21 protein-coding genes are annotated in these 22,048 nt (G+C 64.9%); 16 read left to right on the top strand and 5 right to left on the bottom strand.

What is annotated here, in order from left to right:
• Positions 1 to 39 precede the first annotated feature (39 nt).
• From EH240_RS15940 to EH240_RS15880, 13 genes are all read left to right on the top strand, one after another.
• Positions 40 to 987, top strand: a complete 948-nt coding sequence (locus EH240_RS15940) for a carbohydrate ABC transporter permease (RefSeq protein ID WP_124999778.1) — start codon at positions 40 to 42, stop codon at positions 985 to 987.
• On the top strand, positions 984 to 1,934 hold the full coding sequence (locus EH240_RS15935) for a carbohydrate ABC transporter permease (protein WP_124999776.1): 951 nt from the start codon (positions 984 to 986) through the stop codon (positions 1,932 to 1,934). Before EH240_RS15940 ends, EH240_RS15935 begins: the two co-directional genes overlap by 4 nt.
• 190 nt (positions 1,935 to 2,124) lie before the next feature.
• Positions 2,125 to 2,328 carry a hypothetical protein gene (locus EH240_RS15930; protein ID WP_124999774.1) on the top strand — a complete coding sequence of 68 codons (204 nt, stop codon included), beginning with the start codon at positions 2,125 to 2,127 and terminating at the stop codon, positions 2,326 to 2,328.
• A gap of 2 nt (positions 2,329 to 2,330) precedes the next feature.
• The gene (locus EH240_RS15925) at positions 2,331 to 3,437 is read left to right on the top strand and encodes an ABC transporter ATP-binding protein (protein ID WP_124999772.1); all 1,107 of its coding nucleotides are present in this window, start codon (positions 2,331 to 2,333) and stop codon (positions 3,435 to 3,437) included.
• A complete protein-coding gene (locus tag EH240_RS15920; RefSeq protein WP_124999770.1) occupies positions 3,430 to 4,443 on the top strand; it encodes an ABC transporter ATP-binding protein in 1,014 nt (337 codons plus the stop codon). The genes EH240_RS15925 and EH240_RS15920 overlap by 8 nt, the downstream gene beginning before the upstream one ends.
• Positions 4,444 to 4,520: 77 nt before the next feature.
• Positions 4,521 to 6,161: a dihydroxyacetone kinase subunit DhaK gene (locus tag EH240_RS15915; protein WP_124999768.1), complete on the top strand. Its 1,641-nt coding sequence runs from the start codon at positions 4,521 to 4,523 to the stop codon at positions 6,159 to 6,161.
• 10 nt (positions 6,162 to 6,171) lie between these two features.
• Positions 6,172 to 6,771 carry a dihydroxyacetone kinase subunit DhaL gene (gene dhaL, locus EH240_RS15910; RefSeq protein ID WP_124999766.1) on the top strand — a complete coding sequence of 200 codons (600 nt, stop codon included), beginning with the start codon at positions 6,172 to 6,174 and terminating at the stop codon, positions 6,769 to 6,771.
• The gene (gene dhaM, locus EH240_RS15905) at positions 6,771 to 7,160 is read left to right on the top strand and encodes a dihydroxyacetone kinase phosphoryl donor subunit DhaM (protein WP_124999764.1); all 390 of its coding nucleotides are present in this window, start codon (positions 6,771 to 6,773) and stop codon (positions 7,158 to 7,160) included. Before dhaL ends, dhaM begins: the two co-directional genes overlap by 1 nt.
• Before the next feature lie 19 nt (positions 7,161 to 7,179).
• Entirely contained in the window at positions 7,180 to 7,482 is a 303-nt protein-coding gene (locus EH240_RS15900) for an HPr family phosphocarrier protein (protein ID WP_124999762.1), read from the top strand.
• A 41-nt stretch (positions 7,483 to 7,523) separates the two neighbouring features.
• Positions 7,524 to 9,098, top strand: a complete 1,575-nt coding sequence (ptsP, locus tag EH240_RS15895; protein WP_167484032.1) for a phosphoenolpyruvate--protein phosphotransferase — start codon at positions 7,524 to 7,526, stop codon at positions 9,096 to 9,098.
• A gap of 7 nt (positions 9,099 to 9,105) precedes the next feature.
• Positions 9,106 to 9,537 carry a hypothetical protein gene (locus EH240_RS15890; RefSeq protein WP_124999758.1) on the top strand — a complete coding sequence of 144 codons (432 nt, stop codon included), beginning with the start codon at positions 9,106 to 9,108 and terminating at the stop codon, positions 9,535 to 9,537.
• Between the two features lie 80 nt (positions 9,538 to 9,617).
• A complete protein-coding gene (gene dhaK / locus EH240_RS15885) occupies positions 9,618 to 10,604 on the top strand; it encodes a dihydroxyacetone kinase subunit DhaK (RefSeq protein WP_124999756.1) in 987 nt (328 codons plus the stop codon).
• A gap of 67 nt (positions 10,605 to 10,671) precedes the next feature.
• Positions 10,672 to 11,697, top strand: coding sequence for a nucleotidyltransferase family protein (locus EH240_RS15880; protein ID WP_124999754.1), 1,026 nt, complete (start codon positions 10,672 to 10,674; stop codon positions 11,695 to 11,697).
• A 212-nt stretch (positions 11,698 to 11,909) separates the two neighbouring features.
• On the opposite strand, the gene EH240_RS15875 is transcribed toward EH240_RS15880, so the two are convergent.
• Genes EH240_RS15875 through EH240_RS15865 form a run of 3 tightly spaced genes read right to left on the bottom strand, consistent with a single transcriptional unit; the run spans position 11,910 to position 13,617 of the window.
• Positions 11,910 to 12,899 carry a phosphoenolpyruvate carboxykinase (ATP) gene (locus EH240_RS15875; RefSeq protein WP_124999752.1) on the bottom strand — a complete coding sequence of 330 codons (990 nt, stop codon included), beginning with the start codon at positions 12,897 to 12,899 and terminating at the stop codon, positions 11,910 to 11,912.
• On the bottom strand, positions 12,896 to 13,330 hold the full coding sequence (locus EH240_RS15870) for a lasso peptide biosynthesis B2 protein (protein WP_124999750.1): 435 nt from the start codon (positions 13,328 to 13,330) through the stop codon (positions 12,896 to 12,898). The genes EH240_RS15875 and EH240_RS15870 overlap by 4 nt, the downstream gene beginning before the upstream one ends.
• Complete coding sequence (locus tag EH240_RS15865; protein ID WP_124999748.1) at positions 13,330 to 13,617, bottom strand: PqqD family protein; 288 nt, start codon at positions 13,615 to 13,617, stop codon at positions 13,330 to 13,332. Before EH240_RS15865 ends, EH240_RS15870 begins: the two co-directional genes overlap by 1 nt.
• 655 nt (positions 13,618 to 14,272) lie before the next feature.
• On the opposite strand from EH240_RS15865, the gene EH240_RS15860 reads away from it, so the two are divergent.
• The 3 genes from EH240_RS15860 to EH240_RS15850 all read left to right on the top strand — a co-directional run bounded on the left by EH240_RS15860 (position 14,273) and on the right by EH240_RS15850 (position 18,375).
• Positions 14,273 to 16,180: a propionyl-CoA synthetase gene (locus EH240_RS15860; protein WP_124999746.1), complete on the top strand. Its 1,908-nt coding sequence runs from the start codon at positions 14,273 to 14,275 to the stop codon at positions 16,178 to 16,180.
• Between the two features lie 133 nt (positions 16,181 to 16,313).
• Positions 16,314 to 17,393 carry an acyltransferase family protein gene (locus tag EH240_RS15855; protein ID WP_124999744.1) on the top strand — a complete coding sequence of 360 codons (1,080 nt, stop codon included), beginning with the start codon at positions 16,314 to 16,316 and terminating at the stop codon, positions 17,391 to 17,393.
• Between the two features lie 208 nt (positions 17,394 to 17,601).
• Complete coding sequence (locus EH240_RS15850) at positions 17,602 to 18,375, top strand: metallophosphoesterase family protein (protein ID WP_124999742.1); 774 nt, start codon at positions 17,602 to 17,604, stop codon at positions 18,373 to 18,375.
• A gap of 183 nt (positions 18,376 to 18,558) precedes the next feature.
• On the opposite strand, the gene EH240_RS15845 is transcribed toward EH240_RS15850, so the two are convergent.
• Together EH240_RS15845 and galU are read right to left on the bottom strand one after the other, a co-directional pair.
• Positions 18,559 to 20,940, bottom strand: a complete 2,382-nt coding sequence (locus EH240_RS15845; protein WP_124999740.1) for a polysaccharide biosynthesis tyrosine autokinase — start codon at positions 20,938 to 20,940, stop codon at positions 18,559 to 18,561.
• 167 nt (positions 20,941 to 21,107) lie between these two features.
• Positions 21,108 to 22,004 (bottom strand): UTP--glucose-1-phosphate uridylyltransferase GalU, encoded by an 897-nt coding sequence (galU, locus tag EH240_RS15840; protein WP_124999738.1) that lies wholly within the window; start codon positions 22,002 to 22,004, stop codon positions 21,108 to 21,110.
• Positions 22,005 to 22,048 lie beyond the last annotated feature (44 nt).

Genomic DNA, 22,048 nt, shown 5'->3' with positions numbered 1-22,048 from the left:
CATCGCCGAGACTTACCAGTGACCGATGCAGGACTAACCATGCTCAATCGGACTGCGGACAACGTTGCCCGGGCGACACCGGAGCCGTTGGCCAAGAAGATCCGGGGCATCAGCGACAAGGGCCTCGCCTGGCTGTTCATCTCGCCGACGATCCTTTTGCTTTTAGCCATCAACATCTTCCCGCTGTTCTGGGCGATCTATCTCTCCTTCACCAATTACCGCGCCAACCGCCCCAACGAGGTGGTGAAGAACCTCGGGCTCGCCAACTACCGGCGCATCCTCGGCGACCAGGACATCTGGATCGCCATGCAGACGACGGCGCATTTCGTGTTCTGGACCATCCTTCTGCAGACGGTGATCGGCTTCACGCTGGCGTGGCTGATCGACCGCAAATTCCGCGGGCACGCCTTCTGGACGACGATCATCCTGGTGCCGATGATGCTGTCGCCGGCGGTGGTCGGCAATTTCTGGCGCTTCCTCTACGAGCCGCAGATCGGGCTGTTCGCCTACGCCGTCTCCTTCCTCACCGGCATCCCGCCGACGAACGTGCAGATGCTGTCCAATGTCGAGCTGGCGCCATGGGCGATCGTCATCGTCGACACATGGATGTGGACGCCTTACGTGATGCTGATCTGCCTCGCGGGCTTACGCTCGATCCCCGAATACATCTATGAAGCGGCCGAGGTCGACCGCGCCTCCAACTGGCGGCAGTTCTGGTCGATCACGCTGCCGATGGCGCTGCCCTTCATCATGCTGGCGGTGCTGTTCCGCGGCATCGAGAACTTCAAGATGTTCGACATGGTCAATCTGCTCACCGGCGGCGGACCCGGCTCGACAACGGAAGTCGCCTCGATCACGCTGAAGCGGCAGGCCTTCGAGAGCTGGCGCACCGGCTATTCCTCGGCCTTCGCCATCATCCTGTTCGTCGCGGTGTTCGGGCTGGCCAACATCTACGTCAAGGCGCTCAACAAGGTGAAGCAGAGATGAGCCTGACCACCGCCCACTCCGTCGTCGCGCCGTCGTCGAACTCGAAGCGGATCGCCGGCGCGCTCGTCGTCGGCTATGCGCTGATCTCGATCGTGCCGCTCTTATGGATCTTCGCCACCAGCTTCAAGACGCCGCCGGATTCGATCGCCTATCCGCCGAAGATCGTCTTCCAGCCGAGCATCGAGGGCTATTGCAACCTGTTCACCACCCGCACCAGGCAGACGCCGGAATACATCAACTCGCTTGGACCGGCGACCGGCTTCTGTGACCAGACGGTGCGCAAGCGCAACATGGTGATCGCAGGCCAATCGAACTTCCTGCCGCGCTTCGTCAACTCGCTGATCATCGCCTTCGGCTCGACCTTCTGCGCTGTGTTCCTCGGCACGCTCTCGGCCTACGGCTTCTCGCGCTTCAAGGTGCCTTTGGCCGACGACCTTTTGTTCTTCATCCTGTCGACGCGCATGATGCCGCCGATCGCGGTGGCGATCCCGATCTACCTGATGTACCGCGAGCTCGGCCTCTCCGACACCGCGCTCGGCATGATCCTGCTCTACACCGCGGTCAACGTTTCTTTAGCCGTGTGGCTGCTCAAGGGCTTCATCGACGAGATCCCGCGCGAATATGAAGAAGCGGCGATGATCGACGGCTATACCAGGCTGCAGGCGTTCTGGCGCACCGTGCTGCCGCAAGCGACCACCGGCATCGCCGCCACCGCGATCTTCTGCCTGATCTTTGCCTGGAACGAATATGCGTTCGCGGCGCTTCTGACCTCCGGCACTGCGCAGACCGCGCCACCCTTCATCCCGACCATCATCGGCGAAGGCGGCCAGGACTGGCCGGCGGTGGCCGCCGGCACGACGATCTTCCTGGTGCCGATCCTGGTCTTCACCATCCTGCTCCGCAAGCAATTGCTGCGCGGCATCACCTTCGGCGCGGTGCGCAAATGATGAAGTGTCGAGAAGTATGGAACCGGCGCCGCGGCAGCGTCCCTTCTCCCCGTTCACGGGGAGAAGATGCCGGCAGGCAGATGAGGGGCAGCTCCGGCGTTTGCGTTAGTCAGAGGCGTTTGCGCCGCCCCTCATCCGACCCTTCGGGCCACCTTCTCCCCGTGAACGGGGAGAAGGAAGGGGGTGCTGCATGAACCGCCCTATCGGCTCAAAGCGCTCATCATGGCCCCGTTGGGCGAGGCGCGGCTTGATGGAAAACATCGCTACCGCGATCATCGCCATCGGCTTCCTGATGCTTTTCCAGTCTTTCGCGCTGTCGCTCTACAGCTATTCCTTCGTCACCATGCTCTTCGGCACGGCCACGTTCATCATCGTCTCGAAATTCCCGGAATAGCCATGGCCGAGATCCGCGTTCAGAACCTGAGGAAAGCCTTCGGCGACTTCGTCGCCGTGCAGGATTCCAACTTCGTCGTCGAGGACGGCGAGTTCTTCGTCATGCTCGGGCCTTCGGGCTGCGGCAAGACCACGACGCTCCGCATGATTGCAGGCCTCGAGTTGCCGACCGGCGGCAAGATTCTGCTCGGCGGCGAGGACGTCACCATGCGCCGGGCGCGCGAACGCGACATCGCCTTCGTCTTCCAGCTCTTCGCGCTCTATCCGCACATGAACGTGCGCAAGAACATCGGCTTCCCGCTCTTAGCGCAGGGCATGGCTTCGGCCGAGATCCGCACGCGTGTCGAGGAAACGGCGAAGCTCTTGCGCATCGACCATCTGCTCGACAAATCGGTCTCCGGCCTTGCCGGCGGCGACCGCCAGCGCGTCGCGCTCGGCCGCGCCATCGTGCGGAGGCCAAAGTGCTTCCTGATGGACGAGCCGCTGGGGACCCTCGATACCGAATTTCGCGATCTGATGGTCCATGAGCTGCGCGAGCTGCACAACCGCATCCACGCCACCACGGTCTATGTCACGCATGACCAGATGGAAGCGATGTCGATGGCCGACAAGATAGCGGTGATGAACCACGGCGTCATCGAGCAGTTCGGCAGCCCACGCGAAATCTACGACCGGCCGGCGACGATGTTCGTGGCCGACTTCATCGGCTCGCCGCCGATGAATTTCCTGCGCTTCGGGGGCGGCCTCCCCAGAGGCGCGAAGGAGATCGTCGTGCAGGGCGCCAAGGTGACGGTGCCGGAAGTGCGAGAGGATGTAGCGGCCGCCGACATGGCGCTCGGCATCCGGCCCGAGCACATCCGCTTTGACGACACCTCGAAGCTGCGCGGCGCGATCTATGGCACCGAATATCTCGGCACCACGCAGATCGTCGCAGTGGAGACTGCGGACGGCATCATCAAGGCCCGGGTGCCGGCCGGCATCCATCTCGCCCCCGGCGAGCCGGTCGGGCTGGCGCTGAGCAGCGCTCGGCTATCGCTGTTCGAGAAAGGCACTGGACGCGCGGTCAAGACCGCCATGCATGATCAGGCAGCGGAGGCGCGCCATGGCTGACGTCCACATCCAGGGTGTGACCAAGAGTTTTGGCGAGACGGTCGCCATCAACGATCTCGACCTGCAGATCAAGGACGGCGAGTTCGTCGTGCTGCTTGGGCCGACCGGCGCCGGCAAGACGACGGCGCTCAGGCTGATCGCCGGGCTGGAGCGGCCAGACAGCGGCACGATCCACATCGGCGGCCACGACGCGACGGGACGGTCGCCGGCCGAGCGCGACACGGCCTTCGTGTTCCAGCAATATTCGCTCTACCCGCATCTTTCGGTCTACGACAACCTGGCCTTCCCGCTGCGCTCACCGGCGCGGCGCTTTCCCGAGGAGGCGGTGCGCCGCCGGGTCGAGGAGGTGGCCCGCATGGTGCGCATCGACCACAAGCTCAATAACCGCTCGACCAAGTTGTCGGGCGGCGAGATGCAGCGCGTCGCCATCGGCCGCGCATTGGTGCGCAAGCCAGCGATCTACCTGATGGACGAGCCGCTGTCCTCGCTCGATGCCAAGCTGCGCGCCGACCTCAGGCTCGAGCTCAAGCGCATTCAGTCCGAGCTCGGCGCCACCATGCTCTATGTCACGCATGACCAGATCGAGGCGATGACCATGGCAGACCGCATCGGCATCCTGGCCGATGGCGTGCTGGTGCAGATCGGCACGCCGCGCGCGATCTATTCGGAGCCGGCAAACCTTCATGTCGCGGCTCGTCTCGGCCAGCCGGCGATCAACCTTTTGCCGGCCGGACTGTTGCCCGACGGCGGCGCGCCGGCCGGCACGACGACGATCGGCGCGCGCACCGAGCATCTGTCGATCGAGAAGGCGGCCAACGGCCACGCCGACGGGATCGTCGACTGGGTCGAGCACCTCGGCGACCAGAACCACCTGCATGTGACGGTGGGCGCGAAGAAGCTGGTGACGCTGACCGATCCCGACACGCCGCTCGATAAGGGGGACAAGGTGACGATCCGCTATCGCTCGCCACTTTATTTCGGCTCGGACGGGCAAAGATTGATTTAGCTGGGGACTGATGCAGCCGGCTCGCGCACGCATCGCACACCGATTGACGAATAGCAGATACGGACTGGACGCAATCCATGAAGCACTTTTTCAATCGCAAGGACTCGATCGTCACCGAGGCGCTGGACGGCTTTCTTGCGACCGCCGGCTCGGGCACGCTGGCGCGCCTCGACGGCTATCCCGAAGTCAAGGTTGTGCTGCGCGTCGACTGGGACAAGACGAAGGTTGCCGTCGTCTCAGGCGGCGGCGCGGGGCACGAGCCTTCGCATGCGGGTTTCGTCGGCGCCGGCATGCTGACGGCCGCCGTCTCGGGCGAGATTTTTGCTTCGCCCAGCGTCGAGGCGGTGCTGGCGGCGATCCGCGCGACGACCGGCTCCGCCGGCTGCCTGCTGATCGTCAAGAACTACACCGGCGACCGCCTCAATTTCGGGCTGGCCGCCGAGAAGGCGCGCGCGGAAGGTTTTTCGGTCGAGATGGTGATCGTCGGCGACGACATCGCGCTGCCCGACATCGCGCAGCCGCGCGGCATCGCCGGCACGCTGTTCGTGCACAAGATCGCCGGGCACCTGTCCGAAACCGGCCATGACCTGGCCTCGGTCACGGCCGCGGCGCGCGCGGCGGCGAAGGAGATCGTTTCTCTCGGCATCTCGCTCTCCTCCTGCTCGATCCCTGGACAGGCGCATCAGGACCGCTTCGGCGCCGACGACGGCGAGCTTGGCCTCGGCATCCATGGCGAGCCGGGCGTCGAGCGTATTGCCCTGCAAAGCGCCGGCAAGCTGGTCGCCATCATGGCGGAGCGCCTCGCCGCGCGGCTCGATCCGGGCAGCCGCTATGCGCTCTTGATCAACAATCTCGGATCGGTGCCGCCGCTCGAAATGTCGCTGATCGCCAATGCGGCGCTTGCCTCGCCGCTGGCAAAGGCGGTGACGCTGACGATCGGTCCCGGGCATCTGATGACCGCGCTCAACATGAACGGGTTTTCACTGTCGCTGATCAAGCTGGATGCGGAGCGCGAGGCGGCGCTGCTGGCGCCGGTCGGCCCGCACGCCTGGCTGCCGGCGAAACCGGTTCGCCTACCGGTCGTGGTGGCAGCGGCTAAACCGGCCATTCGCGACGCCGCCAGGGCGGCCAGCAGCGACGTCGGCGCCGAGCGCCTGATCGCCACGGTCTGCGAGAAGCTGATCTCGCTCGAAGAGGCGTTGAACGGCCTGGACGCCAAGGCGGGCGACGGCGACACCGGGTCGACGGTGGCGACGGGCGCGCGCAGCGTGCTCGACCGCATCGACACACTGCCGCTTGCCAAGACCGCAACGCTCGCCGCAATCGGCGATATATTGGGGACATCGATGGGCGGTTCGAGCGGCGTGCTATTGTCGATCTTCTTCACCGCCGCGGCGCAGTCGCTCAACGGCGGCGCATCGTTCAGCAAGGCGTTGCTCGCCGGTCTTGAGCGGATGACCTTCTACGGCGGCGCCAAGGTCGGCGACCGCACCATGGTCGATGCGCTGGAGCCGGCGCTCAAAGCGCTCGACGCGGGCGGGCCCGAAGCGGCAGCATCGGCCGCGCGGCACGGCGCGGAGGCTACCGCCGCGATGCGGAAGGCAAAGGCCGGGCGCTCCGCCTATATCGGAAGGCAGCTTGACGGCGTCGCGGATCCGGGCGCCTTTGCCGTGGCAGAAGTATTCGCGGCCGTGGCGGCCATGTTCGCCCCGGCATGAAGGACAGAGAATGGCCGCATCCGATTTCTCACGATTGATCGCGGCGGCGGCGGACACGATCGCGGCGCATGCCGAGGAACTGACCGCGCTCGACCAGGCGATCGGCGACGGCGACCATGGGTTGAACATGCAGCGGGGCTTCGAAGCCGTGCGCGCCGAAGCGGACGCATTTGCGGCCAAGTCCCTGCCGGACGCGCTGACGGCGGTCGGCACCAAGCTGGTGATGACGGTGGGCGGCGCCTCCGGTCCGCTGTTCGGGACGCTGTTCATGGCCCTCGGCAGGGAACTTCCGCCAGCGCCGGACCGCGCCGCGCTGACGGCGGCGCTGGGCAAGGCGATCGAGGCGGTTTCGGCGCGCGGCAAATCGCAGCCGGGGCAAAAAACCATGCTCGACGTGCTGCAACCGGTGTATGAGGCGCTGGCGCAAGGCAAGGCCGGCACGGAGATCGCCGAGGCCGCCGACAGGGCAGCAGATGCAACCGTGCCGATGAAGGCCCTGCGCGGGCGCGCCTCCTTCCTGGGCGAACGCTCGATCGGACACATGGACGCCGGGGCGCGTTCGACCGCGCTGCTGGTGCGCGCAGTCGCTGAAACCGTCGAGGGGTTTTGATGAGCAATGTCGGTATTGTTATCGTGTCGCATTCGCCGCTGGTCGCCGAAGGCACGGCCGACATGGTGCGCCAGATGGTGGGCGACGAAGTGCCGCTTGCATGGTGCGGCGGAAACGGCCATGGCGGGCTCGGCACCAGCGTCGAGGCGATCATGGGCGCGATCGACAAGGCATGGTCGGAAGCGGGTGTCGCCATCCTGGTCGATCTCGGCGGCGCCGAGACCAACAGCGAGATGGCGGTCGAGATGATCGGCGAGCCGCGCTCCCACAAGATCGTGGTCTGCAACGCGCCGATCGTCGAGGGCGCGGTGATGGCGGCGACGGAAGCTTCCGGCGGCGCCTCGCTCAAGGAAGTGGTGGCGACGGCGCATGAATTGTCGCCGTCGTGAGTGAACGGGAACCGACTGAATGTCCGCATCCGCCGAAGCCACGGTTCTGATCACCCACAAAGTGGGCCTGCATGCGCGCCCTTCGGTGAAGTTCACCAAGCTCGCCAAGTCGTTCGCGGCCGATGTGGAAGTGGCCGTCGCCGCCAATGGCCCTTGGGTCGACGCCAAGAGCATCGTCAAGGTGATGGCGGCCAAGGCGCCGAAAGGGACCGTGCTGCACATAAGGGCGCGAGGTGACGGCGCCCAGGAAGCGGTAGGCGCGCTGGTCGACCTGGTGCAGCGCGACTTCGACGAGGACAGGGACCATGCCCGGTCCGCTTGAAACGGGTCTGGGTATCCCTGGCCTCGCAAGGGATGCGGGCCATGCGGATTGACGGTGTTCCCGCGTCTCCAGGTTATGCCGAAGGGCCGCTGTTCGAGCTCGACCGGCCGCCGGTTGCCTACAGACGCAAGGCGAGCCCGGCAGGGGAAGAAGCAGCGCTGAAGGCGGCGATCGGCAAGGCGGTGCGCCGGCTGACATCGCTTACCGACGCCGCCGACGCCGATGCCGCCGGCATACTCGAATTCCACATCGCGATGCTGCAGGACGACGCGCTGAGCGGTCCGGCCATCGCGGCGATCGGTTCCGGCGAACCGGCCGACGCTGCCTGGCGGCAGGCGCTGGATGCCGAGATCGCCGGCTACGAGGCGTCCGACCAGGACTATTTTCGCGCCCGCGCCGCCGACCTGCGCGACATCCGCGACCAGGTGCTGCGGGCGCTGAGCGAGGACAGCGAGGACGCAGCACCCCCGGGCGCCATCCTCTACGGCACGGACATCCCGCCGACGCGCTTCCTTGAGACCGACTGGAGCAAAGGCGGCGGCATCGCGCTCAAGGCCGGCAGCACGGCCAGCCATGTCGCCATGCTGGCGCGCTCGCGCGGCGTGCCGATGGTGGTGGGGCTCGGCGACTTGGCGGATAAACCAGCAGGGGTCGCTTTGCTCGACGCCGAGCATGGCGGCATCGTGCTCTCGCCCTCGCCGGCGGAGATCGAAGCCTTCCACCAGTCGTCCTCCTCCTTCGCCGTGCAACAGGGCAAAGCGCAGACCTTTCTCATCCAGCCGGCGGTGACCAAAGCCGGCACTCCCGTGCGGGTGCGAGTGAACATCGCCTACCCTTCCGATGTCGACGGCATCGATATCGCGACTTGCGACGGCGTCGGCCTGATGCGGACGGAGTTCCTGTTCGGCAAGGCGCTGCCGGATGAGGAGACGCAGTACCACGCGTATCGCAGGGTGCTGGAATGGGCCGGAGAAAAACCGGTGACCATACGCACCGTCGACGCCGGCGGCGACAAGCCGGTCCCCGGCTTCACCGTCGAGGAAACCAATCCTTTCCTTGGCCTGCGCGGCATCAGGCTGTCGCTGGCGCGGCGCGATATCTTCCGTGTTCAGATCCGGGCATTGCTGCGCGCCGCCATCCACGGCAATCTGAAGGTGATGTTTCCGATGATCGCCACCGCCGAAGAGTACAGCCAGGCCGCCGCGCTGTTCGCTGAAGAGCAGGCGGCGCTTGCCGCGCGCGGTGTTGCGCACAGGCTGCCGCCGCTTGGCATCATGGTCGAGGTGCCGTCTGTCGCCATCGCGCCGGAGGCGTTTGCCAACGTCGCGTTCTTCTCGATCGGCTCCAATGATCTGACGCAATATGTGATGGCGGCGGCACGCGACAATGGTGCCGTCGCGCCGCTCAATTCGGTCCATCATCCGGCCGTCCTGCGGCTGATCGCTTCGGTCGCGGCCTTCGGACGCGAGAAAGGAATTCCGGTCAGCCTCTGCGGCGACGCGGGCGGCGACCCGGCCGCCATCCCCGCGCTGCTTGAAGCCGGCCTGCGTGATCTTTCGGTCGCTCCGCCGCAACTCGCGACGGCCAAGGCGGCCATCGCGGACGTTTCGGTGTAAGCGCGGCATGGCCAAGGCAGCCAAGATACAGGAAGCCGGCGCGGAAGACGCGATCCGCGCCTACAAGACGATCCTGTCGCAGGTCATCGACCAGCGGCCGTCGGGCATGCGCCAGCGCCTTGCCGATGCGCTCGGCAAGCACCGCAGCTTCGTCACGCAGATCTCGAGCCCGGCCTACTCGATCCCCATTCCGTCGAAGCATTTGCCTTCTATCTTCACCGTCTGCCATTTCAGCCCGGCCGAGCGCGACCAGTTCCTTGCCGCCTATCATCAGGCGCATCCCGGCAAGCTGCCGGCCGCCTCTGGTCCGCGCAAGACACGCCACGTCTCGCTCATCGTGCCGGATTTCGGCGACGACAGGCAGAACGCCGCACTCGACCGGGCGATCAACGAATTCATCCAGAAGATCACTAGCATCGCCGGCAAGAGCAGCAGCTGACCGCAGCAATTCCAGGAAAAAGTGTGTAGCGGTTTTCCGTTCGGAGTTGCTTATATCAAGGACCATTCGGGAGGACGGCCATGAAGAAGTTTCTCAATTCGGTGGACACGGTCCTCACCGAAAGCCTGGATGGCTTCGTCGGTGCCCATTCGGACATTCTCGTGCTCGGCGATGAGCACAAATTCGTCCGCCGCAAGGAGCTTAAGCCTGGCAAGGTGGCGCTGATCTCGGGCGGCGGCTCCGGCCACGAGCCGCTGCATGGCGGGCTGGTCGGCCACGGCATGCTGGACGCCGCCTGCCCCGGCCAGGTCTTCACCTCGCCGACGCCGGACCAGATGCTGGCCGCGGTGCAGGCCGTCGACACCGGCGCCGGCTGCCTGTTCATCGTCAAGAACTACGAAGGCGACGTGATGAATTTCGACATGGCCGCCGAGATGTCGGAAGGCGTGCTGCAGGTGGTGACCAATGACGACGTCGCGGTCGAGAACTCGTCCTATACCACCGGGCGGCGCGGCGTCGCCGGCACGCTGGCGGTGGAGAAGATTGTCGGGGCCGCCGCCGAGCAAGGCATGGCGCTGCCCTGGCTCAAGGCGCTTGGCGATCGCGTCAATGCCGCGACACGCTCGATGGGCGTGGCGCTGACCAGCTGCACCGTGCCGGCGGCGGGCAGGCCGACTTTCGAGATCGGCGACACCGAGATGGAGTTCGGCGTCGGCATCCATGGCGAGCCCGGCCGGCGGCGCGACGCGCTGAAGAGCGCCGACGCCATCGCCGAGGAGGTTTGCGCGGCGATCGCCGGCGACCTTGGCGATCGCGCCAAAGGACCGGCGCTGCTCTTCGTCAACGGCTTCGGCGGCACGCCGGCGATGGAACTTTACCTGATGTACAACAGCGCCCGCAAAATCTTCGAGAAGAGCGGCGTGACGGTGACCCGCTCGCTGGTCGGATCCTATGTCACCTCGCTCGACATGGCCGGCTGCTCGATCACGCTGACCATGCTGGACGAGGAAATGACGGCGCTGTGGGACGCGCCGGTGCATACGGCGGCGCTGCGTTGGGGGATGTAGCTTCGCGAAGGCTTTTCTGCGACATATTCCGGGGAGTCCGCTTTTTGTCCGCACCATTGCCGGTTTGATGCTGCCACCGCTTTCGCCTACCGAAGAGAAATTGCTGCTCGACTTTGCCGACCCGGAGACGTCGGCCGACCGGGGCCGGAGCCTTTCGGTAGACAGCTTGAAGGCGTTGCTCGCCAATGGCGAGTTCCACGGCGTGCTGCCGATCATGCTGCGTAAGCTCCGCGAGCGCGGCGATGCCGGCCTGCCGGAAGATGCCGCCTTGCGGCAGAAGCTGGCCGAGTTGCGCGACCAGGCGACGCTGGCGACCGGGCAGTCGATGCTGCTGCAATATCACGGCGACCGCATCATGAAGGCTTTGGCGGCGAAAGGCGTTCCGGCCCGCATCGTCAAGGGCCCGGTGTTCGCGCGCAAGCTCTATCGCCATGCCGCCGACCGGCCGTTCACCGACATCGACATACTGGTCGATCCCGGCAGCATCGGCGAGGCCAACAAGACAATCGGCGAACGCGGCTTCAAGCTTGCCAGCGGCGAGGCCGAGTCGCACGAGCTTCAGGAGTTCAAATGGCTGGAGAAGGAGAACTCCAGCCTGCTGATCGAGCTGCACGGCAACCTGGTGCATGACACCGGAATGCGGCGGCGGCTGTCTCTCGGCTTCCGTGAGTTGAACATCATTGACGGCGGCGAGGCCGACACGCCGGCGTCGCTGCTCGCCATCGCCATCGTTCACGCCGCCGGCGGCCACAAATTCCACCGGTTGCAGCTCTGTGTCGACGTGCTGCAGGGGGTGCGCGCGCTGCAGTCGCCGGAGGCGGAAGCGCGCCTGCTCGAGGCCGCGCGCATGACCGGCATCGAGCTCGAGCTGGCGACCGTTCTCAACGTGACCGGGCGCCTGTTCGAGGAGCCGCGCGCGATCGAGCTTGCCGGCCGCATCAAGCCCGATCTTTCGATACGGCTCGCCAAATGGCTTATAACCGGGAACATGCTGCTTAGGGTCAATTCGCGGGACAAGATGCGCTCGCGCCTCAGCCGCGATGCCTTCCGCTGGGTCCAGCGGCTGGCGCGGCCGAAGCCCTATCCGGCCTGAGAGCCCATTTGGAAACTCTACTCCTGCGGCCATCTGAAGGTGTTTTCCGCGCTCGCGGTGCTCACGCACTCAACGTACGCTCCGCTCCGGCCTTCGCCGGCCAAAGCCCTCATAAGTGTCTCCGCCCTACGAAGGCTACGGCCGGCGTAGGCCGGTTCTCGAAAACACGAAACGGGCTCTGCGGATCCTTAGATGGGATTGAAGATGTCGGTCTACGCCCGATCCAGCGCGGCACGGATCAGCGCCGCTGCGTCCGTTGGGCTTGAACCGACTTCCAGGGTGAAGGTCGGCACTGCCTTGACCAGCGCCGCGATCGACGCCATGCGCTGTTTCTGCATCGGCAAGAGCCCGGTCATGCCGGTCCTGACATTGTCGGTGGCAAGCGCGACCATCGCATCGGTCCTGGCCAAGGGCATGAGCCGGGTCTGGCGGTCGGCCGAGCGCGCGAGATGCAAAAGCCCCGCGATCGGCCTTGCCCGCACATCCTCGACACGGACTATCTTGCCGAGGCATTCCAGTGAAACGGGCTGCTCGCCCTCGGCGTCCCATTTGTCGCCCAGACAGGGGGCGACGAACGGCAGCATGGCCGCGGTGTTGCGGTGGACCTTCACTTTGCGCGGCATGCCCCAGGCTATGATGCCGTCCGGTCTCGCACCAAGGATCATGACATCGTCCGAGCAGAGGCCGAAACCCTGCGATGCCAGCGCCAGCGACGTCGTCGACTTGCCGGTGCCGCTCGGCGCATGGATCAGCACGAGCGCCTCGCGGCCGGGCAGCGTCAGACCCGCGGTATGGAGCATGTGCTGCCCGCCCGCATCGAGCGCGGCGTCCAGCACCATCATCAGCAGCGTCCATTTGACCTTGCTGCCGGGATGAACGCGGATTTCGGCCCAGCCCTCGTCGGTATGGATCGAGGCCGTCTGGAGGCCGGGAAAGATCAGATGGACGACGTCTCCGCCGTCAATTATCCGGCAGTAGCCGTCCAGCGGCACTTCGCCATCGAAGGCGAGCTTACCTTCGGGAGCTTCCGGCAGCGCCGACGTTTCGAGGACATCGATGCGAAACCCAGCTTCGACGGGTTCGCTGACACGCAAGGTGCCAAGCATCAGGTCGAAGCTCGGCCAAAGCTCGGCGCGCGATGCCGAAATGCCGATGACCTGGCCGTTGAGGTCATAGCAGAAGGTGGTTGCCGCGCCGGTCAAGCGGCGCGCGCCTTCGCCGCGTCGGCATGGTGGCGATAGATCTCCACCATGCCGGGCAGGCTGTCGCTGACCACCGGCTTGCCGTCGAGGCAGACCCAGCAATGCGCCGACAGGCGCGGCGCATGCATCGATTTCGAATCGACGCCGAAGCGCAGTTCGGGGTCGAAACCGGCCATGCGCAGGAAGCGGAAGCCGAGCAGCCCTTCCCTCAGGCATCTGCGATCGCGCATCAGCCAGGGGTGCCGGACCGTTCGGTTGACGCGGGTGACGATGTAGGCCGAAGGCAGGCCGCGATAGGGCGTGGGCGCGTCGAGCGGCGCCCATTTCAGCACCGTCTCGAAGTCGCGCCGGCCGATCAGGGCCGGCATCAGCCGGGCGCTGAGCCACAAATGGGTGCGGAACAGGGCGCGCAGGAACGGTGCGCGGGCCATCACGCGCCCGGGCCGGCGAGGATGCCTTCCGCCACCAGTTCGGCGGCCAGCGCCGTCATGTCGTCGCCGAGCGTCGCCTTGTCGACCTCGAATTCGTCCGACAGGAGATCGACGATCTGATCGAGGCTGCGCGCGCCGTCGACCTTGTCGAGGAAGGCTTCGGTGGTGCCGTTGCAGGTGTAGAGTTGGCCGCTGCGCGCCAGAAGCACGACGGCGCCGTCGCCGACATGCTGCACGGAGGCGTCGTCCGCCATCCGCAGAACCGTTTCAGAGGCGATTTCGACCATGCGCCCGCTCCCTTTGATGCAGAGCAATTAGCGCGACCTATCGGCGCTGTCCATTGTCAGCGGATGCCATGGCGCAGGCGTCGACCATCCGGCTTTCTCAGCAGTTGCCAAGAAAAGCCCGCTTCGATCAAAGCAGGCTCGCCATGGCACCCAATATCACGGGGCTCCCGAACTCGGGGGCCTTGCCGTCACCTCCGACAGCTTCTCGCGCTTGTTCAACGCAGGTTTTTCATACTTTTTCTTCACGGGAGTCCCCACCACAAATTGACGGACGCAGGTGACAATCACTGCGCTGCGTTGTCAAGCCGGTGAAATCCGGCCAGTGTTGCATCTCTTCCCTTGAGTAAGCTAAAAAGCTCGCGGGCTTTGGGGAGTGAATAAGTATGCGTTACAATTGGAATCGGGCTCCGACCGCTTTCGAGCGCCATCGGAAGGCATTTGCGGCTGCCATTCTGATCGCGGGCGGCGTCGGGCTGATGCTCGCGGCACTGCCGCTCTAAGCCGACTTCAATCCGCGACAGGCGGAACGGCGATTCAGCCGAAGCGCCGGCTAGATTCGTTTGTCGCACGTCGACCAAAATGCAGGAAGACATGGTCGGCAAAAGCGGCTTAGGCTATTGCCAGACGACCAAATGCTCCTGGGGAGGAAAAGACGATGGCCTCACGCTACCACGAAGTCTATGAGGGCTGGAAACGCGACCCCGTAGGTTTCTGGGCCGAGGCGGCCAAGGCGATCGACTGGTATACGCCGGCCGAAAGCGTCTTCGATCCGACGGCCGGCGTCTACGGCCGCTGGTTCACCGGCGCCACCTGCAACACCTGCTTCAACGCCATCGACCGCCATGTGGCGGGCAGCCGCGCCGACCAGCTGGCGCTGATCCACGACAGCGCGATCACCGGCACGGTGCGCAAATTCACCTATGCCGAGTTGAAGCGCGAGGTCGTTGCGCTCGCCTCCGTGCTCAAGAACCGCGGCATTACCAAGGGCGACCGCGTCATCATCTACATGCCGATGGTGGCGGAGGCGGCGATCGCCATGCTCGCCTCAGCCCGCATCGGCGCCGTGCATTCGGTCGTCTTCGGCGGCTTCGCCTCGCACGAGCTCGCCACCCGCATCGACGACGCCAGGCCGAAGCTGATCATCACCGCCTCCTGCGGCCTGGAGCCCGGGCGCGTGGTCGCCTACAAGCCACTGCTCGACAAGGCGATCGAGATGTCGAGGCACAAGCCTGACGCCTGCCTTATCCTGCAACGCGAGCAATTGCGCTGCGAGATGAAGGACAATTACGACTTCGACTATGCCGACGCGGTCGCCCGCGAGCGTGCAGCCGGCGCCAATGTCGACTGCGTGCCGGTTTTAGCCACCGACCCGCTCTACATCATCTACACCTCCGGCACGACCGGGCAGCCGAAGGGCATCGTGCGCGACAATGGCGGCCATATGGTCGCGCTGACATGGACGATGGACAACGAGTTCGGCGTCAAGCCGGGCGAAGTGTTCTGGGCGGCCTCGGACGTCGGCTGGGTGGTCGGCCATTCCTACATCGTCTACGGGCCGCTCTTGCATGGCTGCACCAGCGTGCTTTTCGAAGGCAAGCCGATCGGCACGCCGGACGCCGGGACCTACTGGCGGGTGATCTCGGAACACGGCGTGGTGGCGCTGTTCATGGCGCCGACCGCTTTCCGCGCCATCAAAGGGCAGGACCCGCGCGGCGAGTTCGTGCCGAAATACGATTTGTCGAAATTCCGCACGCTGTTCCTTGCCGGCGAGCGCGCCGACCCCGAGACCATCAAATGGGCGGAGCAGAAGCTCAACCGTCCGGTGATCGACCATTGGTGGCAGACCGAGACCGGCTCGCCGATGACGATCAACCCGGCCGGGCTCGGGCTTTTGCCGGTGAAATACGGCTCGCCCGGCGTGCCGATGCCGGGCTACGATATTCGAATTCTCGACGATGCCGGTCATGAGGTGCCGCGCGGCATGCTCGGCAATGTCGTGGTCAAACTGCCGCTGCCGGCGGGTTGCCTGCCGACGCTCTGGAATGCCGACGCCCGCTTCCGGCAAGCCTATCTCGAGGAGTTCCCCGGTTTCTACAAGACGGCCGACGCCGGCATGATGGACGAGGACGGCTATCTCTATGTCATGGCCCGCACCGACGACATCATCAACGTCGCCGGGCACCGTCTCTCGACCGGCGCGATGGAGGAGGTGCTGGCCGCGCATCCCGATGTCGCCGAATGCGCCGTGATCGGCATCGCCGACGCGATGAAAGGCCAGGTACCGCTCGGCTTCGTCGTGCTCAACGCGGGTGTGTCGCGCGACACCGGCACCATCGAAAGCGAAGTGGTGGGGCTGGTGCGCGAACGGATCGGCCCGGTCGCTGCCTTCAAGACGGTGGTGACGATCAAGCGGCTGCCGAAGACGCGCTCCGGCAAGATCCTTCGCGGCACGATGCAGAAGATCGCCGACAAGGAGGAATGGACGATGCCGGCGACCATCGACGATCCCGCGATCCTCGACGAAATCACGGCGGCGCTCAAGGGACGCGGCATCGTGATCTAACCGCCTCGCAGCGTCGAGGGCGGATCGCAACGTCAGGCGTTTTCACGAATTCATCCCGCACCGCAATCGGCTGTTGTGCAATGCAGCAACAGCCCGTAAAGTTTGCCTTGGGGGGTCATTCCGAAGGCACGGCATGGCTCAGCACAAGACGACATTCGGCGGCGTCGACATATTGCGTTTCCTGGCCGCCGTCATGGTGATGTTCTATCACTATGGCTTCTGGGTATGGGCATTTCCCGACGGCGTCTCGGCGCGCTCGACCGGCGGCATCCCAGCCCATCCCGAAATGGCGTTTGTCGGCTCCGGCTGGGTCGGTGTGCAGGTGTTCTTCGTCATCAGCGGCTTCGTCATCGCCTTCAGTGCCGAGAATTCAACGCCGCTCAAGTTCTTCGAGGCCCGCGTCAGACGGCTGGCGCCGGCGGTCTGGGTCTGCGCGCCGATCTCGGCGATCGTGCTGCTCATGGTCGGCCTTTCCTGGCCGACGGACGCGGTGGTGCGGCTTGCCCGCACGGCACTGTTCGTGCCCTTCGAGCCTTGGGTGGACAGCGTCTACTGGACGCTCGGTATCGAGATCGCCTTCTACGCCATCGTCTGGATCCTGCTGCGGCTCGGCCGGTTCGATCTGATGGAGAGGGCCGCGATGATCATCGGCCTCGGCAGCACGCTGTTCTGGTGCCTCTATTTCGCTTTCGGCTGGACCGACTTCGGGGAGACGCGCTGGCTGCAGCTCACCCTGGTGCATCACGGCGCCTTCTTCGCCGTCGGCGTGCTCTTGTGGCTGATGCGCTTCAAGGCGGTGACCATCCCGCGCCTCGGCTTCTCGGCCCTGTTCCTCGCCGGCGGCGTGCTGCAGATCGCCAGTTCGGTCGATGTGCACAGCATCAAGGTGGAAGCCGCGATGCCCTACGCGCCGCCGATCATCATCTTCCTTGCCGCGGTGGCGCTGATGGCTTGGTCGCTGCGGCTCGATCTTTCCTGGCGCGGCTGGCGCCGGATCGGACTGATGACCTATCCGCTCTACCTCATCCACGATGTCGTCGGCGCGGCGATGCTCGGCGTCCTGATCCGAGCCGGCGTGCCCTACCTCGTCTCGATTCCGATCGTCGGCGCGGCCATGATCGCGGCAAGCTGGCTGGTGGCGGCCGAGGCCGAGCCGCGCATCCGCCTGCTGCTCGACCACACGCTCTTCCGCTACCGGCTGAAAGCCGCCTAAGCGCGTCGCGCTGAAACAGATTCAGGCGGCGCGTTTTAGGGTCTTGTTATTGATGCATGTCGTTCCCCCAAAACCGCTGCGCACTTTTGGGCGACATGCATTAAGCAGCGCCGGGTTTCCGGTGTGGAATTGTTTGCATTCGGCATGATATCGAGGCTTGGTCCACGCTCCGTGGCATGATCCTAGTTTGAGTACCGAGCCTCAATCCGTGAGCCTGTTCCAGCGATCAAGACGACCCCGCCAGTTGCCGCGCGAACGGCTGGTGATGGATATGCGCGACACGGTGGTTTACGCGATCGGGGACGTGCATGGCTGCTATGACGCGTTGCGCGCGCTGGAACAGAAGATCCTGCTCGACGCGCGGCAGTTCCGCGGCCGCAAGATCATCATCATGCTCGGCGACTACATCGACCGCGGGCCCAATTCGCGGCGCGTGGTCGAGCACCTGATGGCGCCGCCGCCAAAAGGCTTCCTGCGCGTCTGCCTGGCCGGGAACCACGAAGTGGCGATGCTCAACTATCTCGACGGCTCCCTGTCGCGCGAGCCATGGCTCGCGGTCGGGGGGCGGGAGACCCTCTATTCGTACGGCATCGATCCGGCGCATCTCGCCAATCTCTACGCTTCGAGTGAAGAGGTCGACGAAAGTATCCGCGAGGCGATTCCTGCCGGCCATATCGGCTTCCTTAGGACGCTGCCGGTGATGGTCTGCTCGGAGCGATTCGTGTTCGTGCATGCCGGCATCCGGCCCGGGATCGCGCTCGAGGAGCAGGACGAGGCCGACCTGCTCAACATCCGATCCGATTTCCTCGCGGCGGCGCATCGCCTCGACCACTGGGTCGTGCATGGACATACGATCGTGGACGTCCCAACGCTCGACGGGCGCCGGCTCGGCATCGACACGGGCGCTTTCCAGAGCGGCCGGCTGACCGCCCTCAGGATCGTCGGCAAATATGGACGGCTGCTGTCGACCGGGGACGACTAGCAGCGCTGCGCAAAGGATTTGGCAGGGGTCGAAGGCTTGCCGACAGGCAACATTCATCGTCTGCTTGAGCGGACTATTGCAAGCCCTGGAGATTGCCCCACGCCTTACCGACTTCGGCATCCTTGGGCTTTGAGCCGAGGATGACGAAGGCAGGACCTTTCGGCCAACCAAACGTCAATTGCTTCAGGCGGCCTGCTTGGCGCGCGATTCCGACTTGTCCAGATAGTAGCTCGAATAGCGGTCGAAGAACTTTTCCGAGCCGCCAAGCGAGCCGTATTTCGCCAGCTTCTTCAGCTCGACCTTGTTGAGCACCGCGCCGGTGATCTTTTCGGCGATGTAGGGCTCCTGTTCCAGCATCGAGCGCACCATGGCGCGCGGCGTGCGTCCCCATTCGGTGACGAGCACGAAGCCGTCGACCAGCGGCGCGAAGGCCTTGGCGTCGACCACCGGGCCGAGCGGCGGCAGGTCGACGATGATGTATTCGAAGGTCTCCTTGGCGTTCTCGATGAAGCGGCGCATGCCGGCCGAGCCCAGAAGCTCGCTGGTGTGCGAGAACTGGCCGCGCAGCACGGCGGGGATGATAGCCAGCTTGGTCTGGCGGTCGACCTTGCCGACCGACTGCCAGGTCTGCCCGTTGACCACGGCTTCCATCAGCCCGTGCTCGGACTCCATGCCGAGGCTGCGGCTGAGGCCGGGATTGCGCAGGTCGGCATCGATCAGCAACGTCTTGGCGCCGTTGGCGGCGAGCAGGCCCGCGAGGTTTGCCGCAACCGTCGACTTGCCTTCGCCGGGCAGGACCGAGATGACGCCGATCACCCGGCTGCCCTTGTCTTCCATCACCACGTCGAAAGCGATCTTGGCATTGCGAAGCGTCTCGGCAAACATCGAGGCCGGCGCATCGAGGCTCACCCGCATGCGCGCCCGTTTCTCGGCGGCCGACAGGCTGGTGACCTTGCCGTCGGCCGGCAGGTCGTCCGCCTTCGCCTCCTTGGCCCTGCCGCCGCCGATCGTCGGCAGATAGCCGAGGAACTTCAGCCCGACGCGGTCGCGAACGTCCTCGCCCGTCCGGAAGAAGCGCTCGTTGAATTCGTTCATGCCTCCGAAACCGGCGCCGAGCATGAGGCCAAGCAGAAGCGAGAGCGCCAGCACCCTGACGGTGCGGGGGCTTGACGCGGCAAGGGGCATGTTCGCATCCGAGATGATGCGCACCTTGCCGACAGGGAAGGATTGCTGCTGCGAGGCTTCCTGATAGCGGCTGAGGAAGGTCTGGTAGAGCGTGGACAGTGCCTGCGCCTGCTGATCCAGTTCCCTCAGCCTCACCTGCGACTCGTTGTCGACCGAGTTCTGGCCGGCAGCGGTCGCGATCTTCTGCCTGAGCTCGACCTCGCGCGCCTGCGCCACTTGGAAGTCGTTGCGATAGCTTTCGGTGATCTGCTTCAACTGCCCGAAGATCTGCGCCGACACATCGGCCTTTTCCCTGGCGAGCGCCAGCGCCTGGGGGTGGTCCTTGCCGAAATTCGCCTCGACATCCTGCAGCCGCTTGGAGACGGCGAGATAACGGGTCTTGAGCCCGATGATGACCGAGCTGCTCGGCTGATCGGATGCAATCGCCGAATCGTTGAAAGCATTCTCGGAGCCGCTGTCGACGATCGCCTTGTACTGCTGATAGCGGGCGCTGGCGCGCGCCGTATCGGCCTGCGCGATGATGAGCTGGGCGTTGAGGTCGGACAGCTGCTTGCCGCTGATCAACTGGCCGTCGCTGTTTGAGGACAGCCCGTGCTCGGCCCGGAATTTCTCGACTTCCATGGCGGCAGCCTGCGAGCTTTGGCGCAGTTCGGTCAGCCTGCCCTGCAGCCAGACAGCCGCGCGCTCGGTGGCGTCGAAGCTGGCATTGAGCTGATCCGCGAGGTAGGCCTCGGAATAGGCCCTGGTGATGGCGGTGGCGAGGGCCGGATTCGTCGACTGATAGCCCAACGTAATGACGTTGCTGCGGCCGTTGCGATCCGCCATCAATCCGGTCTGCAGAACGAGGACCGCATAGTCATGGGTCGCGGCCTTCATCATGGCTTCGCGCGTTGCGGCATCCACATTCTCGATCCCGGGGAGTTCGTTGGCCGTGTTGCCGCGGAAATAGGCGACGACGCCGCGCAGGAACCCGATACCCTTGGCCAAAGCCGACTGCGGCGGGTTCATGAATTCCTGGTTCTGATCGAGCTTCAGCTTGTCGACCACCTCCGACGCCAGTCGCGCGGAGCTGAGAATTTCGATCTGACTGAGGATTGTCGCGTCCGTCTGCTGCGTAGCGCTGACCGCCGAGATGTCGTCCACGACCTTGTTCAGGCCCTCGTCGATCAGCACGCTCGCAATGGAGGTGTATTGCTTGGGCGTCGTCTGGAGATAGATCACACCGAGGAACAGGCCGATGACGGCGCAGACCGCCACCACCTTGGCCTGCCGGGCCGCCATGCCAAGCAGACGCTCGACGTCGATGAAGTCTTCACCCTTTTCCGGTTCGGTGCTGGGCAATGGCATCCTCTTGTCGAGAGGAAAGTTGGCATAATTCATCTTCGGTCCAATTCCAGGTTGCAGGCGCTACCGGCCTTCGAAGAGTGGCGTCGTTACCAGAAAAGACCACGCAACATCCGTGCCATGGGGCGCCTGGCCAGGAAGGCCAAGCGCTTGCGCGGCTGTCGCGCCATCGCGATTTCGCATATGCACCCAAAAAATGGGCATTATGCGGCTACTTCCCGGCGCTCATGCGACCGGACGAATTGCTGCAGCATCTCGAAGACAGGTCCTTTCATGTCGTCGCGCGCCAGAGCAAAGGCGATGGTGGCCTCGATGAAGCCCTCCTTGGAGCCGCAATCGAACATGCGGCCGTTGAAGGGCTGGGCATAGAACGACTGGCTCTCGGCCAGGCGAACCATGGCGTCGGTAAGCTGAATCTCGTTGCCGGCGCCGCGCTGCTGGTTGCCGAGCAGCGCGAAGATCTCCGGTTGCAGGACATAGCGGCCGTTGATGTAGAAATTCGACGGCGCGTTGGCGGGGGCCGGCTTCTCCACCATGGCGGTCACCTCGAAGCCGGAGGCCACCTCGGCGCCGCGGCCGACGATGCCGTATTTGCCGGTTTCCGAAGGATCGCAGCGCTCGACGGCGATGACGTTGCCGCCGGTCCGCTGATACAGGTCGACGGTTTCGGCCAGGCAGCCGCGCGCGCCGAAGGACACCATGTCGGGGAGCAGCAGCGCGAAGGGCTCGTTGCCGATCACGTCGCGCGCGCACCATACCGCATGGCCGAGGCCCTGCGGCGACTGCTGGCGGATGAAGGAGGTGGCGCCTGCCACGGGCAGCAGGCTTTCCAGCGATTGGAGCTGCGCCTTCTTGCCGGTCTGCTCGAGGGTCCCGATTAGTTCAGGATGCAGGTCGAAATAGTCTTCGATGACCGCCTTGTTGCGGCCGGTGACGAAGACGATGTGCTCGATCCCCGCCTCGAACGCCTCGTCCACGGCATATTGCACGACAGGCTTGTCGACGACGGGCAGCATTTCCTTCGGCATCGACTTGGTCGCCGGCAGGAACCGCGTTCCGAGCCCCGCCACCGGTATGACTGCCTTCCTAACTTTCTGCATCGCTTATTCCTTCTGAGGAGATCGATTTTTACCTATCGCCGGCT

It is taken from the genome of Mesorhizobium tamadayense (genome assembly GCF_003863365.1).
In the GTDB taxonomy this organism is placed as follows: Bacteria; Pseudomonadota; Alphaproteobacteria; order Rhizobiales; family Rhizobiaceae; genus Mesorhizobium; species Mesorhizobium tamadayense.
Note: the sequence above shows the minus strand (reverse complement) of the source record. Positions and strands in the feature narration are given on the sequence as shown.